General features: G+C 52.3%; 12 protein-coding genes and 1 pseudogene. 3 read left to right on the forward strand and 10 right to left on the reverse strand.

Features of this window, described 5'->3' with window-relative positions:
* Positions 1 to 80: 80 nt before the first annotated feature.
* The 6 genes from K365_RS0112795 to K365_RS0112815 all read right to left on the reverse strand — a co-directional run bounded on the left by K365_RS0112795 (position 81) and on the right by K365_RS0112815 (position 7,381).
* On the reverse strand, positions 81 to 1,256 hold the full coding sequence (locus tag K365_RS0112795; RefSeq protein ID WP_024334876.1) for a lipid A deacylase LpxR family protein: 1,176 nt from the start codon (positions 1,254 to 1,256) through the stop codon (positions 81 to 83).
* Positions 1,249 to 2,703, reverse strand: coding sequence for an efflux transporter outer membrane subunit (locus tag K365_RS0112800; protein WP_024334877.1), 1,455 nt, complete (start codon positions 2,701 to 2,703; stop codon positions 1,249 to 1,251). The genes K365_RS0112795 and K365_RS0112800 overlap by 8 nt, the downstream gene beginning before the upstream one ends.
* Positions 2,696 to 5,842 carry an efflux RND transporter permease subunit gene (locus K365_RS0112805; protein ID WP_024334878.1) on the reverse strand — a complete coding sequence of 1,049 codons (3,147 nt, stop codon included), beginning with the start codon at positions 5,840 to 5,842 and terminating at the stop codon, positions 2,696 to 2,698. Before K365_RS0112805 ends, K365_RS0112800 begins: the two co-directional genes overlap by 8 nt.
* Complete coding sequence (locus K365_RS28460) at positions 5,842 to 6,348, reverse strand: efflux RND transporter periplasmic adaptor subunit (RefSeq protein ID WP_245569281.1); 507 nt, start codon at positions 6,346 to 6,348, stop codon at positions 5,842 to 5,844. The genes K365_RS0112805 and K365_RS28460 overlap by 1 nt, the downstream gene beginning before the upstream one ends.
* Positions 6,242 to 7,009 carry an efflux RND transporter periplasmic adaptor subunit gene (locus tag K365_RS25760; RefSeq protein WP_051147846.1) on the reverse strand — a complete coding sequence of 256 codons (768 nt, stop codon included), beginning with the start codon at positions 7,007 to 7,009 and terminating at the stop codon, positions 6,242 to 6,244. The genes K365_RS28460 and K365_RS25760 overlap by 107 nt, the downstream gene beginning before the upstream one ends.
* Positions 7,010 to 7,099: 90 nt before the next feature.
* Positions 7,100 to 7,381 (reverse strand): hypothetical protein, encoded by a 282-nt coding sequence (locus K365_RS0112815; RefSeq protein WP_024334879.1) that lies wholly within the window; start codon positions 7,379 to 7,381, stop codon positions 7,100 to 7,102.
* A 236-nt stretch (positions 7,382 to 7,617) separates the two neighbouring features.
* Here K365_RS0112815 and K365_RS0112820 point away from each other — a divergent pair, with 236 nt between their 5' ends.
* Positions 7,618 to 9,276: a sigma-54 interaction domain-containing protein gene (locus K365_RS0112820; RefSeq protein WP_024334880.1), complete on the forward strand. Its 1,659-nt coding sequence runs from the start codon at positions 7,618 to 7,620 to the stop codon at positions 9,274 to 9,276.
* 25 nt (positions 9,277 to 9,301) lie between these two features.
* Here the strand turns inward: K365_RS0112820 and K365_RS0112825 are convergent, their stop codons facing one another.
* Together K365_RS0112825 and K365_RS0112830 are read right to left on the reverse strand one after the other, a co-directional pair.
* Entirely contained in the window at positions 9,302 to 10,498 is a 1,197-nt protein-coding gene (locus K365_RS0112825; protein WP_024334881.1) for a Bcr/CflA family efflux MFS transporter, read from the reverse strand.
* A 25-nt stretch (positions 10,499 to 10,523) separates the two neighbouring features.
* Positions 10,524 to 11,018, reverse strand: coding sequence for a MarR family transcriptional regulator (locus tag K365_RS0112830; RefSeq protein ID WP_024334882.1), 495 nt, complete (start codon positions 11,016 to 11,018; stop codon positions 10,524 to 10,526).
* Positions 11,019 to 11,519: 501 nt separating this feature from the next.
* Here K365_RS0112830 and K365_RS29105 point away from each other — a divergent pair.
* The gene (locus K365_RS29105) at positions 11,520 to 11,648 is read left to right on the forward strand and encodes a hypothetical protein (protein WP_281167782.1); all 129 of its coding nucleotides are present in this window, start codon (positions 11,520 to 11,522) and stop codon (positions 11,646 to 11,648) included.
* Positions 11,649 to 12,195: 547 nt separating this feature from the next.
* Positions 12,196 to 13,735 (forward strand): annotated as a pseudogene (locus K365_RS27375) (IS1380 family transposase).
* A gap of 704 nt (positions 13,736 to 14,439) precedes the next feature.
* On the opposite strand, the gene K365_RS0112870 reads toward K365_RS27375, so the two are convergent.
* Together K365_RS0112870 and K365_RS0112875 are read right to left on the reverse strand one after the other, a co-directional pair.
* On the reverse strand, positions 14,440 to 14,979 hold the full coding sequence (locus K365_RS0112870) for a ferritin-like domain-containing protein (protein WP_024334886.1): 540 nt from the start codon (positions 14,977 to 14,979) through the stop codon (positions 14,440 to 14,442).
* Positions 14,980 to 15,146: 167 nt separating this feature from the next.
* Entirely contained in the window at positions 15,147 to 15,599 is a 453-nt protein-coding gene (locus K365_RS0112875) for a cobalamin B12-binding domain-containing protein (RefSeq protein ID WP_024334887.1), read from the reverse strand.
* Between the last annotated feature and the right edge of the window lie 32 nt (positions 15,600 to 15,631).

Below are 15,631 nucleotides of genomic sequence, written 5' to 3' on the forward strand. Positions count from 1 at the left end.
GATATTTCGCTCCCTCTGGTGGCATTGATGAAGGGCGTGGTGTTCAGGGAAAACGATCCGGCCCTGTGGCACCTTTGAAATCAGAATGAATAGGAAACCGTCATGGACGCATATTCGTGATCCTCGTTCTGGGTTTCATATTCTTTGGTCTGGTATACATAGGCATAGGTGATTTTAAAGCGGTGAACAATGACGGCCACACCGGCGATTCCCTGCACGACAAACGGTTTTTTATCCACACTGTGACTGTCCCGGAACGTATTGCCGTCCAGAAAGATATTCCGGAGCACGGCACTGGTATTGAACCCGGCGAACAAATGGCACCCCAGGCGCCGGGATATGGGATAAAACCGGGGGTCATCCTCATTCATGGGGGCATTGGTGTCTGCTCCCGGGCGGATCAGATATGTACCGTAATCATTGGGTAGATGCCAGCCGAACCGGGCCTGTGCCCCGGTGTTGATTCCGGTGAGCGCATTGCCCAGGGCTACGCCCAGGTGCGGAATGACGTCGAATCCAAATCCTTTTCCCGGGTCTGATTTCAACAGCTTCCATTTCCGTTCATAGTGCAGGTTGAGAATCGGCTCGTCTTTCAGCTGATGATCCCAGCCCTTGGGGTCGGTGGTATCGATCCATTTGTGCCAGGTTGTCTGAACCTGTTCCGCATAGGAGTGGGGACCCACAATCCCGAGATTGATTTCAAATGTATCCATACGGTTGCTGTCTTTGCTGTGAAAACCGGCCGCCAGATAGGTGATGCCGGCATAGGGCCGGTCATCTGAAATCAGATCGGTTCGTTCCAGATCTTCGGGCGCATACATGTTCTGACCGATGGACAGGGACACATTCCGGACGGTTCCGGGTTTGTTCACAAACGGCAGGGCATTGATGATGCTGCGACTCCAAGGCGGGGTATCAATTTCATGGTAATCGGACAGATCTTTGGAGATCCAGGTCAATTTGACCCCGTTGGTATATTCCCTGTCCGTGCCGGTGACCACATCGTTTTCAAGATAAAATGTGAACGTGTTGTGATCTTTGGGATATTTTTGGGCCAATGACAGATTGGGACAAAGCACCATTGAGGCAATCAAAAGCGCACCCGCCGGGGCAATGCCCGGCACCAAACCGACCAGCAACTCAAATGAGTTACTTAGAAGAGCGATGAAAAAAGGCAGATGTCTGTCAACAGACGGATGAATCTCAAGGCTGTTTATCAACGGATGCCGATCTTTTCTGCATGTTTGTCTATTCATGGTTTGCCACGCTGTCTGGATTCCATCCCCCGCCCAGAGCTTTAAACAGGGTGGCGGCAGAGACCAGCCTGTCTCTGTCCGCATCGTTCATGGTTTGCCGGGCTGCAAACAAGGCCCTGTCTGCATCAAGAAATTCAATGAAACTGACCAGGCCTTCCCTATACCTTATCCAGGCCAGGTGCCGGGTTTTCTTGATGGTGGCCAACTGTTTTTCAACAGCATGTTGATGGTCTATGGCAGCCTGGTAAAGGCAGAGGGCATCCCGGACTTCGTTAAAAGCCGTGTTTACCGTTGCTTCGTATTGAATTTGAGTCTGGACATACTGTGCCCGGGCAGTCTGCACCCTGGCTTTATTTCGTCCGAAATCAAAAACCGGACCAGCGGCCTGCCCTCCCCCCTGCCAGGTCCGGGCGGATGCGGTGAAAAGATCACCTGTATTGATTGCCGCCATGCCCAAGAGACCTGCCAGGTTCAGGCGGGGCAGACGGTTGGCCCTGGCAATGCCGATGGCGGCCCCGGCAGCGGTGATGCGGGTGTCTGCAGCCCGGATATCCGGCCGGCGTTCCAGGACCGTTGAGGGCAGCACCAAGGGAACAGGCCCCGGGTTTTGGATGGCCCGTAACACCCTGTCCGGGCGGTGATGATCATCAAACAGCTCCTTTGGATTCAGGCCTGTGAGGATCCCCAGCACCCCTTCCAGTGTCCGGACCTGCCGGATATGAACAGGAATCATGGCCTGGGTGGTTTCCATCTGTGACTGGGCCTGGCGCAGGACCAGTTCATTGATCTGTCCTTCCTGGTACCGGAACCGTTCAAGCGCATAGGTTTCCTGCAGGCTTGCAGCTGTTTTTCTGACAATGGAAAGCTCTTCTTTTGCCGCCATGAGATTGAAATAGGCAACCACCACATCGGCAATCACATTCAGCCGAACCGCCTCGTGGACAAACTGATTTTCTAAAAGATCAGCCTGGGCCGCTTCCCGTTCCATGGCCAGCCTGCCCCAGATATCAAGTTCATAATCCAGGACCCCGGCAAAGGAAAACAGGTTGTCTGTAGACCCATCAGTCCCGGAAGTGCTGCGTGCGGCACCGGACTGTCGTTGCCGCACGGCCTCGGCCTGAAACCCCACTGTGGGCAGCTGCTCGGATTTGGCAAAACCCAGGCGGGCCCGGGCTTCCTGGACCCTGGCGGCCTGCAGTCGCACATCTTTGTTGTCATGCACGGCCCGGTCCACCAACCGGTCAAGTACCGGATCCTGAAACCGGGTCCACCAGGTATGATCACTGCGCACACCATCATGGTCCAGCCCCATGTTTTCCGGCCACACCGGGGGCAGTGACGTCTCCGGTATCCGGATATCGGCATTCATGGCACAGCTGCCCAGCAGCAGGCATCCCAACAACAGTCCCGGCCAGGCAAGCAGGAAAACGGTCCGGTGATTACGCATGGTTCCCTCCTTTATCGGCAGGGTCTGCGGACCGCTGCTGCCACCAGATGGAAAGATCATCCATCATTTTATAAAACAAAGGCACGAACATCAATGCCAGGATGCTGACCATGATCATGCCGCCCACCACCACCGCTCCGATTTCCCGGCGGCTGGCAGCCCCGGCACCTGTAGCGAAAACCAGGGGCAGGGTACCGATGACAAAGGTTCCGGCGGTCATGATGATGGCCCGGAACCGCTGCCTGATCGCCATAAGGGCCGCGTCTGCCGTGGTCATTCCCGCATCCCGGTTCTGGGCCGCAAATTCCACGATCAAAATGGCGATTTTGGCTGATAGTCCGATGAGTACCAGCAAGCCCACCTGGAAGTAGATGTCGTTGGGAAATCCCTGAAGAGTTGCCGCCAGGGCCGCACCCAGTACACCGAAAGGCACGGCCGTGCCCACGGCTGCCGGCAGGGTCCAGCGTTCGTAATTGGCCGCAAGGATCAGAAACACCATGATCAGACCCAGCCCAAAGGCCAGACCGCCTGCGCCTTCTGCAGCATCCAGCTGAAAAGCTTCCCCCACCCATCCGATGCTGGTGGTGCCGTTTTTAAGCACCCGGGCAGCTACCGCTTCCATGGCTTGTTTGGCCTGGCCGGTGGTATATCCGGGTGCGGCATCCGCCAGAATCCGGGCGGCGTGGTTGACATTGTACCGGTTGATGACATCCGGGCCGGTCAACGATTCCAGGGTGACCAGGGTGCTTAGGGGCAGCATCCGTCCCTGGTCCGACCGGACAAAAACCTTGTTTAAATCTTCAGGACGGCTTCTGAATTCTTTTTCCGACTGAAGGTTGACCTGCCAGTTGCGGCCCAGCAGGGTGAAGTCATTGACATAAAGGGAACCGAACGTACTCTGCATGGTTTCAAATACCTGGTTGACGGGGACACCCATATCCCTGGCTTTTTCCCGGTCCAGCCGCGCATGGTACCTGGGGATGCCGGTGTTCAGAGTGGTTCTGGCGTTGACCAGTTCCGGACGTTCATTGGCCGCTGCCATGAGCTGGCTTGCCAAAGTTTCCATTTTTTGCGCAGTGACGTCTCCGCGAAACACCAGATACCCGTCAACGCCGCCGGTCAAGGACAGCCCCTGAATGGACGGCGGCGTAAAAGCGATAATGTTGGCTTCCGGGATCCCGAATCCCAGACCCATAACTTTTCGGGCAATGGCGGCCGCGTCCTGGCTCGGTTTTTTCCGGTGATCCCAGTCAGTGAGGTTGACAAATCCGATGCCGGCGTTGCTGCGCAATGATCCGGCAAAGATATCAAAACCGGCCATGGCCGTGAAATCCTGGACTTCCGGAAGTTCCATCATGATGTGGGTGAGGGTGTTCCGCACCTGTTCCGTTCTGGGCAGGGAAGATACCGGCGGCAGTTGATACACCACCATGGCTACGCCCTGATCTTCCTGGGGAACCAGGCCGGGGGCCATCCGCAATACCAGAAAAAGGGCGCCTGCAATGATACCAGCAAACAGAGCACAGCCGAGTACCGGGTGGCGCAATATCCGGGTCACCCCCCATATGAAGGCCAGGGTCAATTTTTCAAACACCCGGTTGAAAAAAACAAAGGGTCTGGAAATTTTCCGGCGCTGTCCATCCAGTAACAGTGCACACATGGCAGGGGTCAGGGTCAGTGCGACCACGCTGGAAATCACCACCGATACTGTAATGGTGACCGCAAACTGCCGGTACATTTCACCGGTCAGTCCCCCCAAAAAAGCGGCCGGCACAAACACCGCCACCAGCACCAGAGTGGTGGAAACAATCGCTCCCACCACCTGTTTCATGGTTTCGATGGCCGCCGCTCTGGCTTTTAATCCCTGTTCCTGCATGAGCCGGTCTACATTTTCCATTACAAGAATGGCATCATCCACCACAATACCGATGGCCAGCACCAGTCCGAACAGAGTCAGCAGGTTCACGGAAAATCCCAGCACCAGCATTCCGGCAAAAGTGCCGATCAACGCGACAGGAATGGCGGCCACCGGAATCAGGGTGGCCCTGAACCGCTGAAGAAATAAAAACACCACAAAAACAACCAATACCACGGCTGTCAACAAGGTGATGATCACTTCCTTAATGGAGAGCTCCACAAATTCCGTGGTATCATAAGCCACCGTGTAGGCCACCCCGTCGGGAAAGTCCGCGGCCAGTGCATCCATGGTCTCATGCACCCGTCTGGCCGTATCCAGTGCATTGGCGCCGGGCTGGAGATATACCCCGAAAGGGACGGCCGGGCGGGCATTGTACACGGCTGAAAACGCATACATCTGGGCACCTAGTTCCGCTCTGGCCACATCCTTCAGGCGCAGGACACTGCCGTTTTCCCCGGTGCGCAGAATGATGTTTTCAAATTCTTCCGGGGCTGTGAGTTGTCCCTGGGCCGTTATGGTCAGTGTGAAAGCCTGATTTTCAGGCGATGGTTCCGCCCCGATCCGGCCGGCCGCAAACTGGGCGTTCTGTTCCCGGATGGCGCGGGCCACATCAGACGGAGTCAGTTGAAATTCGGACAGTTTATCCGGACTCAGCCAGATGCGCATGGAATAATCCTGGGATCCGAACAGCGAAGCATCGCCGACACCGGGCAGGCGGACCAGTTCCTCCAGCACATTCAAAAGGGCATAGTTGCTGATAAACAAAGTGTCCCGGGAGCCGTCCGGAGAATACATCACCGGTAACATGAGGATATTGGTGGATTGGGCTTCCACGCGCACCCCTTGATCCCGGACCATCTGGGGTACCCGGGGGAGGCCGGCCTGAACCCGGTTGTTCACGTTGATGGCGGCCTGATCCGGATCTGTGCCGAACTCAAAAGAGATCACAATCTGCAGATATCCGTCGTCCATGGCTGTGGATTCCATGTAGATCATGTTGTCCACACCGTTGATCTCCTTTTCCAGGGGAGCGGCCACAGACTCGGCCATGACCTGGGCGCTGGCCCCCGGGTAAATGGCCGTCACCACCACCTGGGGCGGCACCACATCCGGATACTGTTCCACAGGCAGAGCACGCAGGGCCATCACGCCGGCCAGTAAGATCACAATGGATATCACCACCGCGAAAATAGGCCGGTCAATGAAAAAAGATCTGAGCATTATGAGGCCTCCTTGGTTTGTTCCGGATCCTTCACAAGAACCGGTGTAGCGTCTTGCAGGGCCACATGGCCGGCTACCACCACCTGCTCCCCGTCATCGAGTCCGGCCAGTATCACCTGCCTGCCTTCCACCACCGGTCCTAAAGTGACATCACGCCGCATGGCTTTTCCATCCTTATTTACGACAAACACCTGGCTGCCGGAATGGCTACGGCCCACAGCCTGTTCCGGAATGACTGCCACATCTTTGAGCCTCTGCAACAGAATACGGATCCTGACAAATCCCCCAGGCATCAGGATATGATCGGGATTGGGAAATACTGCCCGGGCCGATACCGTGCCGGTGGCAGCATCAATGGTGCTGGCCGTGAAGTCAATGGTTCCCATGTGGGCATAGGGTTCACCGTCCGGCAGGATCACTTGTGCGGAAAATCCGTTTTCTTTCGCCGCGGCAGTTTTCATGGCTTTCCGTGCTCTGCGTAAAGTGGCGGCATCGTTTTCCGGCAGGGAAAACCTTACATGCACCGGATCTTTCTGGGTGATGGTGGTGAGCAGCCCCCCCCCACTCAATCAGGTTGCCTTCGGACACATCTTCCATCCCGGTCACGCCGGCAACAGGAGATCGAACCTGGGTATAACTCAGATTCCTCTGATCATCATCCAGAGCTGCTTCGGACATGGATAGATGGGCCCGGGCCAGTTCAAAGTTTGTCAAGGCCTGGTCCCGTTCCCGCTGGCTGACCGCATTTTTTTCAAATAGCCGGGCATGGCGCTCCCATTCCCTTTTGGTATGATCAAAACTGGCCCGGGCATCTGCCAGTGCTGCTTCCGCTTTCCGAAGGGCAATCTGATAGGGCTGGGGATCAATGATAAAAAGAATGTCGTTTTCCGACACAAATCCGCCTTCTGAATAGCGTTTTTCTTTGAGTATCCCCTGAACTCTGGCCCGGACCTGCACCTGTTTCGACCCATGGATCTTTGCCGGATAATTTCTGAAAACATCCATGTCCATTTTCTGGATCTGGAACACCGTGATCCGGGGCGGTGGCTGCTGGCGGCCCGGGGCATCCTGAACATCTCCCTGCCCGCAGGCCGTAAATCCCAATACAGGCAACAACACCAATAACACCGTCTTGTAATTGAACAATCGGAAAAATTTTAAAAACAAAGTGCCTCCCTTCTTGATTACATCATTTACCGGTTCATGATCATATTTTTTGACAGGATACTGCCGTGGTGATCTCAGAGCAGGGGGATTCTATTTATCCATATCTGCCCATATGGAATGATTGGTGCGTCCGAATTTGGAAAATGCGGTCGCCAGCTGAAGCCCCAAAGGGGTTTTTCCGTTAAGACAGGCAATTTTTTGCCATTGAATGCAAATGCACAAATCGCCTGCAAGGGACAATTCTTTTAAAATATTCATGTTTTCAAATCCTTTTTCCCACTCCGGCAGAGTGATCTGATGAAATGCCGCTATGGCCGCATCCCTGTCCGGCGGAGAATATACCCGTAACTGTACCAACTCGACAAACCCCATAATCGCCTCATCATCATAGATAGCTTACAGGCCCTGACACTTTGCCAGAAACATGCCAACCTGTAAACGTCGGGGAATCAACGTTCGGCCAAGGCATTATCTGATTTTCTTTTAAATTTAACAGAAAATAGCTGTCATATTTAGCAGGGATGTGGTATTTCTTTTAAATATGATAGCCGATCAGTCAATCAGAAGGGGTACAAAAAAATATATTAAAGAAGAGATATGTGACGGCAATGGATGAAAAAGAATTTTTCCGCCAGGCAACCCTGGAAATATCAAGCAGCCTGATGATCGAGGTGGCAATGGAGCGTTGTCTGGATTTTTTAAAACGACATGTACCGGCATCGGGTATGGTGTTTGGTATGTATGATCCGAACCTGAACGTCGGCAGGGTTCTGGCTGCTATCTGGCCGCCCCATCTCAAAAAACCCGGGGATACCATTCATTTTCCTTCGGAATTCTGGGAGTGGATGAAAAACAGGTGGAAAGAAGCTCCGGGAATCACCATAATCAATGATGTCCACCAAGAAGATGTTCCAACCCGGCAGACCATGTCCCTGATCTGGCCTGCAGAAACGTCTCATCTGATCATGGATCTGGAACTGGAAGGGGAACGGTTGGGCTCGTTCGGTATATTTGTCGAGGAAAAACACCGGTATCATGACCGTCATGCCCACCTGATATCGCTTCTGCATGATCCGTTCAGCCTGGCCATGTCCAATATCATCCAGCACCAGGAGATTCGGAGACTGACGGATATGCTGGCGGATGATAACCGGTACCTTCACCGGGAACTGCTGAAAGTGACGGGGGATACCATCGTGGGCGCGGATTTCGGTCTCAGAGATGTCATGCAAATGGTGGGGCAGGTGGCGCCTTTGGAAAGCCCGGTATTGCTTATGGGAGAGACCGGGGTGGGCAAGGAGGTGATTGCCAATGCCATCCATTCTTCTTCTTCCCGCAGAAACCATCCCTATATTAAAGTGAACTGCGGTGCGATTCCGGAGAACCTGATCGACAGTGAATTGTTCGGTCATGAAAAAGGCGCGTTCACCGGAGCCATTGCCCGAAAACGGGGACGGTTTGAAAGGGCCCATACCGGGACGATCTTTCTGGATGAGGTGGGGGATCTTCCCCTGGTCGCTCAGACCCGATTGCTCCGGGTGCTTCAGCAGCATGAAATAGAGCGGGTGGGGGGCAGCGGTCCGATTCCGGTGGATGTGCGTATCATCAGTGCAACCCACCGGAATTTGGCTTGGATGGTGAAATCCGGAGAGTTCAGAGAAGATCTGTGGTTCAGACTCAATGTGTTCCCCATTGTCATTCCACCGCTGCGCAGCCGGACTGAAGATATTCCCGCACTATTGGCCCATTTTCTGGAGCACAAATCAAAAGAATTGAAAATACGGCACCTCCCCTCTCCGGCTCCCGGGACCACTGAAGCGTGTCAGGCCTATGAATGGCCCGGCAATGTACGGGAATTGGAAAATCTGGTGGAACGGGCACTTATTTTCAGTCAGATGCCGGGAAATGATGGATTTTTGCGGTTTGACATACTGTCATCGGCCCACATGCCGGTACCAGCCGGAACGGATCAGTGCCCGGATCAGGCCATCCGCCCGCTGGATGAAGTCATGGCCGATCATATTGAAAATGCATTGCACCATTCCGGGGGTCGGGTGGAAGGAAAAAATGGGGCTGCGCAGCTACTGGGGCTTCATCCGAGCACCCTGCGGGGCCGCATGAGAAAACTGGGTATCCACCATGGAAAAAGCCGGCAGTCGTCTCGGCGAACAGGTCGATCCCCGTGCCGTGCGCTCAATGGCAGGCATTGGAATCGACATAAGTGCACACCGGACAAAACGGATTTCCACCTAAAAGAGACACCCTGATCGTTTCCCCCTTTAGCCGTAAAACTCATCCCGCCTGCCGCTGGATAAAGGATTTGCTCCGGACCAGGAGCCAGAGGCTGCCGCAAACCACCCCCACAACAATCTGCATAAGGCCCAGGATGGGGATCAGGTTTTCTGTTTCCAGAGAAATGAGAAACATGCCGATGCTGCCCATGAACAAGGCCATGAAATTAATCAGGGAAGCGGCAGACCCGGTATCTCCCTCCTGCTGGGATAAGAGCATGTTGGCCGTAGGAGGACGCAGCAGGCTCATGGCCACCGTGGCTGTCAGCATGGGCAGCGCAAACATGATGGGTGAGGCGCTGCCGGAAAGATCAAGCACAATGCCGCAGATGACCAAAAGACCGAAACCTCCGGTTATAATATGGTCTGGGGCAATCTGCCGTGACAGCCTGATATAGAATAAAGGACCTGCCAGGGCGCCCAAGGCGTTAAAGGCAAAATAGTAGCTATAAAGTGACTCTGTCATCCCGAATCCCTGGATATAGACAAAGGAAGACGCTGCGATAAAGGCCATCATGGGCAAAGGAACCATGGAAAAAATACTCAGCAGTATGGAAAATCCGGGATTTTTCAATACCACTGCCAGACGTCCAAGGGATTGGATAAGAGAGCCTGAATACCGCTTTTCAAGGGTTTCGTCCAGCAGCAGGGACGCGAAAAAGGCAATACTTCCGATGCCGGTCAATACCCAGAAAATGGTCGTCCAGGGCATGAATTTCAAGAGCCATGCCCCCATCACCGGCGCCACCACGGGTGCCACCACCACCATGGCCATGACGATGGCCAGAACAGATTCCCGTTTACGGCCGGAATACATATCTTTGACCATGGCCGTTACCACCGCCGATGCAGCGCCGCCGCCAAAGGCCTGGATTATCCGGGACAGGATCAGCTGGGTTACATTGACCGACAGGGCGCATCCGACACTGCCGGCGATATAAAGGGCAAGGCCTGTCAATAGAATCGGCTTTCTGCCGTATTTTTCACTCACAGGTCCCCAGATCAGGATACCGATGGCAAAAAAGAGCAAAAAGAGGCTTAGACTCAGATTGATCAGGCTTTGGCTTGTCTCCATCAACGCCATGACATGGGGGAGGGCCGGCAGATAAAGGTCTGTGGATAATGGAGGAAAGGCGCTGAGCAAGGCCAGCATGACCAGAATGGTACGCTCGCCAAAAAATCCTTGTTTGGTATTCATTTTGAAAAATCCTTGGAATTTTAAATTAGATTTGGTTCTGTTCGTGGTCAGAGTGAATATCTTCTTGGATTACCCGGTTCAAGGTCACCATCACACTGTGCCATTTTTCAAAGGTATCCATGCCGATCCTCTCTGTCAGAGATTTAAACCACCGGGTTATTTCAGACCGGATATGGCTTATATGGGCATCAAACTCAGGGCTGATCGTCAGAAGCACTTGTCTGCGGTTTTCCGGATTTGTGTCCCGCTGGACCATACCGTTTTTTACCATACGATCCACAAGCGCGGAGGCAGCCGCTTTAGACATCCGCATGGTAAGTGCGAATTTTTTCAGGGAACAAGGAGACAGGGTTTTCAATATCAAAGCTGCCTGGACATGGTTGGTGTTTAAATTTTTGAAGGAATCATTTGTCATCCGGGATTTGATTTCCTTGATGACAATGGATTCAATATAGTCTTTTAGCAGCCCGTCGGTTTCAACAATAAAGGCGATCTTAGATTCAAATGTTTTGTCTGTCATTGTAAATTTTCTCTTTTAAAAAAACAATAGCTTCCCGGCATCTTGCATGCCTTGGGAAACTACCGGATTAAGTTCGGGCAACGGTAAAACAGATTTTAATCATTGTCAATAATATTGACTATCAACATTATTGACAATGATTTGCTGTCAGTTGTTTAATGGCCGGATTGATATGATTCCGGTCTGTTCATTTCCCCTCAGCGCTTGATGTTCCAGTGTACCCGGCAATGGCCCGACCCTGGTGCTCATACCCGGCTTCGCCGGCGACGAAATCAATGCCCTTCTCTGTGAGCTCCCTATGGGGCATGCCGGCAATGCAGATATTGGGGCTGGAATAGATGATACGCATAGATATTTTTGCGAATAAATCTGGTTTGGAAATATGTTCCGGTTAAAATAATGGGATCAGTCTCTAACAAAAGAAAATCCGAATCACCGGGATCAGATCCGGCGTAACCGTACCCGGCCATGGTGTTTCAAAGTTTCAATCTCTGGCAGCACATGAATCTGCTGGAAAATGTGATCGAGGTTCCCTTCCATGTTCTCGGACGGCCGTGGGCCGAAGCCGTCGAGCTGGCGAACAGCCTGCTCAACCGGGTGGGACTGTACGACAAGCGTAACGGAGATTGAAATGGCAAAAAGTATCCGACTGCCGGGTCTGCCCTGCCTCGAAAACACATGCGCATTTTTACTCCGGATTGTTTTTCCATTTCTATGACACAATCCGAGGCTGTATGTGCACAGGCTCTATTTCGTCTGTTGATACTCAGTTCCCAGGTATGAAATAAATCTGAGGCGTTCCTCCATAACATCTCCGGGATTCGTTCTCGTCCGGTTTCGGTGGCCCGCCAGGATGCAAAATGCTGTTCGGCCTCCTCCAGAGCAGCACACTGCTCGTCTGTTAACTTTATCTTATACATCGGCTCCTCCCTTTGGTATCGTTTTCGATGGAACCGATGATATCAGCCTGGAGAAATTAGCCCACGCATGTTTACCGAAGGGACACCAACAGTCGGACTTGAATCCGGTTTGTCTGGAAGCTGCGTATGGCTGCAAAGCATCTTCATAGGTTTCCCAGATCCACCATCAAAAAAAAGAAAAACCTCGTTGCGCTGACTGATCAAGCAGATAGAATGTTTTTGACGAAAAAAACTATCATCAACGAGGTGCACCCAATATGACACAAGGAATATTACCTTTAAAGTACGAAGAAGAAAAAAATGAGAGCGGGATGACAACGCTGGCCGGATTGCCCATCTATCTTGATCTTGCCAGGGTGGTCGGATTATCATCATCAATTGCAAAACATGTGAAGATACGAGAGAACAGCCAGGGTTGGACAGATCAGCAGATGTTGACCTCATTGATACTGTTGAACCTGGCAGGCGGAACCAGTGTGGATGATTTGCGGATTTTAAATGCCGATCCGGGGTTCTGCGAGATACTGCGCAAGTCGGAGCTGCACGATCTTAAGCGCAAATAACGCCGGGAACTGGAGAGAAGGTGGCGTAAAGAAAAGAAGCGGTTTGTTCCCTCTGCATCAGCAGTGTTCAGGTATTTATCCGAATTTCATGATGCTGAGCAGGAAAAAATCAGAGACCTGTTTCAAAAAAGCAGTTTTATTCCGGCACCCAATAAGGACCTGAGGGGTCTGGTGAAGGTGAATGCAGATATATGTCAAGCATTGAACACAGCCAAACCGCATCACACAGCTACTTTGGATATGGATGCTATCCTGGTGGAGACGGAAAAAAAAAGACGCGTTAAACTGCTACAAGGGTTTTAAATCTTATCAGCCGTTAAACACCTGGTGGGCGGAACAAGGCATTATCCTGCACAGTGAATTCCGAGATGGTAACGTGCCGGCTGGATATGAGCAGTTGAGAGTATTTAAAGAAGCCTTGGCCTGCCTGCCGGAAAATGTTGAGACAGTGAGGTTGAGATCGGACACTGCCGGGTATCAGCACGAACTGTTAAAATATTGTGAAATGGGCATGGATAATCGTTTTGGAAGAATCGAATTTGCCATTGGCTGTGATGTGACAAATAGCTTTAAACAAGCTGTGGATCAGGTATCGGAAACAGACTGGCACCCGGTGTATAAGGAGGTGGGTGGAAGAAAGATTGATACCGGAATCCAGTGGGCGGAAGTCTGCTTTGTTCCCAACAAGGTTGCTCACAGCAAAAAAGGTTCATACCGGTATATAGCCAAAAGGCAGGTACTTGCGGAGCAATCATTGCCCGGCATGGAAGATTCTCAGATGTCTTTACCGTTTCCTGTTATGGAGATGGACAGCACACGGTATAAAATTTTCGGCATGGTGACCAACGTATCTGAAACAGATATGAACGGGGAAGAGATCATCCACTGGCTTCATGCAAGATGCGGCAAAAGCGAAGAGGTACATTCCATTATGAAAGCCGACCTTGCCGGCGGGACCCTGCCAAGTGCAGAATTTGGAAGAAACGCGGCCTGGTGGTGGATCATGATACTCGCGTTGAATCTGAATTTGATGATGAAAAAGCTGGCACTGGAACCATCCATGGCCCCAAAAAGGATGAAAGCTATTCGATTTTCCATCATCAATCTGCCGGGCCGGGTGATCAAACGGTCCCGTCAGCTCATATTGAGGATCTCTAAAGGCCACCCCTCCTTCAACCTTTTAATAGCTGCCCGCGAACGGATAGCCATGTTGGAGGCAGCACTATCAGGATAATAATGAAGTGGTTTGAGCACAATTATCGTAGAAATATCACTGCCAGCAGGAAAGGTGCGTCAAAAATCAGGCCCAAGAATGCCAAAACAGGCTTCAAAGAACCCGCTGGCCAAAAAATCATGCGAAACTGACCCTGCCCGTTAAAAAAAATCCCCAAAATAATCTTTGGATGGGTCTAAAAAAAATAGGCGGTGGATTCGGGTTTATCGAAGAACTTGACATTATTGAAAAAATATTACGCCATCTTGGACATTGCGATATCCGCAATCATGATCCCCCTCAACCTGTCACTTCCGACTCTATTCCTGATATGGTTTACGACTTTTCCGATTCCCAAATCCGGTAGTCGATTAATGGAACTGATTTTTTTGATTGTTTTGCGGCGTTTCCGGTAAGGTCTGTCCGAAATCAGTCTAAAAGAGAGACGTTTACCCCTTTTCGATGAATCCAATCTGATTTTAAATTCTCCGTTCTCCGGAGTTGTTTTTTATCCCAATAACCGCTCTGACACCGAGGCCCAAGCCGGGATGGGTGGTCCCGCAGATGCACGGCCATCTTGCGCTGGCTTTGCATGTCGTCCACAGCCAGCAAGGTTTCGCGGCACCGGGGACAGGACCATGGGTACTACCCCCGGTTATCGGATGGACTTATGCGCTAGTGGCAACCGGTGGCGGGAAACGCCTTCCCGGAGGGGCATCCCGGGGCTAAGCGCTCTCTCCGCTGACCACGAATCCACTGTTTCCCAGGCCGGTGGCGGAGGATGTCCCGGCAATCTTGGCCAGGTAGGTCTCCCCCAGTTTTTCGATGTGGCCGCGCACGTTGTCGAAATAGTTGAAGTGAATCTGCTCCTCGTCGATGATGTCCTCGAAGATCTTCATGCTGACGCTGTCGCCGTTTTCGCGGCAAACCAGCAGGTACTGGTTGTACATGTCGATGGTATCGTCCTCCAGAACCGAATCGAAGGAAAAGATTTTGTCCACCGGCTGCTCCTTGACAATCTTGCCGGCGTGGTCGGTGACCGGCTCCCCGCCCAGCTCCTTGACACGTTCGGCAAACATCTCGGCATGGCGCATTTCATCGACGGCGATCAACTTGATTTTTGCGGCCAGTTCCCCGTAGTCCATGTCATCCAGGTTGTAGTGCTGATTCATGTACTGGTAGATGGCCTGCAATTCCATTGCCCGGGCCTTGTTGAGCACATCGATCACTCTTTCCCTTCGCGCTTCCTTTGATTCTTTTTTCATGGGGATACTCCTTATGCTTGAATGGAACGTTGCAATTTTTTTGTTTTCAATCTTCGGTTTGGCACTTTGCGCAAATACCAAAAAAATCCATGCAATGGGTCAGGATCTTGAATCCGATGGCCTCGGTGACTTCCTACGTCAGGTCCTGCAGACTGGAGAGCTGCGGATCAATGATCGTTTTGAAATCCGCTCAGGCCAACCACCCGGCTGCCGGTCTCCCTGACCGCATCCACAAAGATCTGAACCGGCACGTCAATACCCAGATCCGTGACCTCGAATCCGCTCACATCCAGCATAAAGACCACCAGGTCCTTCCCGATGTCGTGGATATCGCCCTTCACGGTCCCCATGACGACCTTCCCGATCTTCTTAAATTGGGACTGAGTCTTGAGATGGGGTTCCAGCAGGGCGACAATGCGTTTGAGGATCTCTCCTGAAAAGACCAGATCCGGGATGAAAGAATCTGAATCTGAGAACCGTTCGCCCATAGTGGTCATTCCTTCCTTGGCGCCCGTCAACAGGTCCAACGGATCGCTTCCCTGTTCCAAGGCCTTTTCTACAAACGCCAGGGCCTCCGGCTCCTGCAAGTCCGCCAACAACATCGTAAGTTCTTCAGGCATGATACGCTGCCCCTCTCTTAAGATCGTCCACC

Source organism: Desulfotignum balticum DSM 7044, from assembly GCF_000421285.1.
Taxonomy (GTDB): domain Bacteria; phylum Desulfobacterota; class Desulfobacteria; order Desulfobacterales; family Desulfobacteraceae; genus Desulfotignum; species Desulfotignum balticum.

What these genes read in the sequence shown, in the direction of transcription:
- K365_RS0112795 (WP_024334876.1), bottom strand. Translation starts at nt 1,256, where the DNA reads ATGAATAGACAAACATGCAGAAAAGATCGGCATCCGTTGATAAACAGC.
- K365_RS0112815 (WP_024334879.1), bottom strand. Translation starts at nt 7,381, where the DNA reads ATGGGGTTTGTCGAGTTGGTACAGTTACGGGTATATTCTCCGCCGGAC.
- K365_RS29105 (WP_281167782.1), top strand. Translation starts at nt 11,520, where the DNA reads ATGAATCTGCTGGAAAATGTGATCGAGGTTCCCTTCCATGTTCTCGGA.
- K365_RS0112805 (WP_024334878.1), bottom strand. Translation starts at nt 5,842, where the DNA reads ATGCTCAGATCTTTTTTCATTGACCGGCCTATTTTCGCGGTGGTGATA.
- K365_RS0112830 (WP_024334882.1), bottom strand. Translation starts at nt 11,018, where the DNA reads ATGACAGACAAAACATTTGAATCTAAGATCGCCTTTATTGTTGAAACC.
- K365_RS0112820 (WP_024334880.1), top strand. Translation starts at nt 7,618, where the DNA reads ATGGATGAAAAAGAATTTTTCCGCCAGGCAACCCTGGAAATATCAAGC.
- K365_RS0112870 (WP_024334886.1), bottom strand. Translation starts at nt 14,979, where the DNA reads ATGAAAAAAGAATCAAAGGAAGCGCGAAGGGAAAGAGTGATCGATGTG.
- K365_RS0112800 (WP_024334877.1), bottom strand. Translation starts at nt 2,703, where the DNA reads ATGCGTAATCACCGGACCGTTTTCCTGCTTGCCTGGCCGGGACTGTTG.
- K365_RS0112875 (WP_024334887.1), bottom strand. Translation starts at nt 15,599, where the DNA reads ATGCCTGAAGAACTTACGATGTTGTTGGCGGACTTGCAGGAGCCGGAG.
- K365_RS0112825 (WP_024334881.1), bottom strand. Translation starts at nt 10,498, where the DNA reads ATGAATACCAAACAAGGATTTTTTGGCGAGCGTACCATTCTGGTCATG.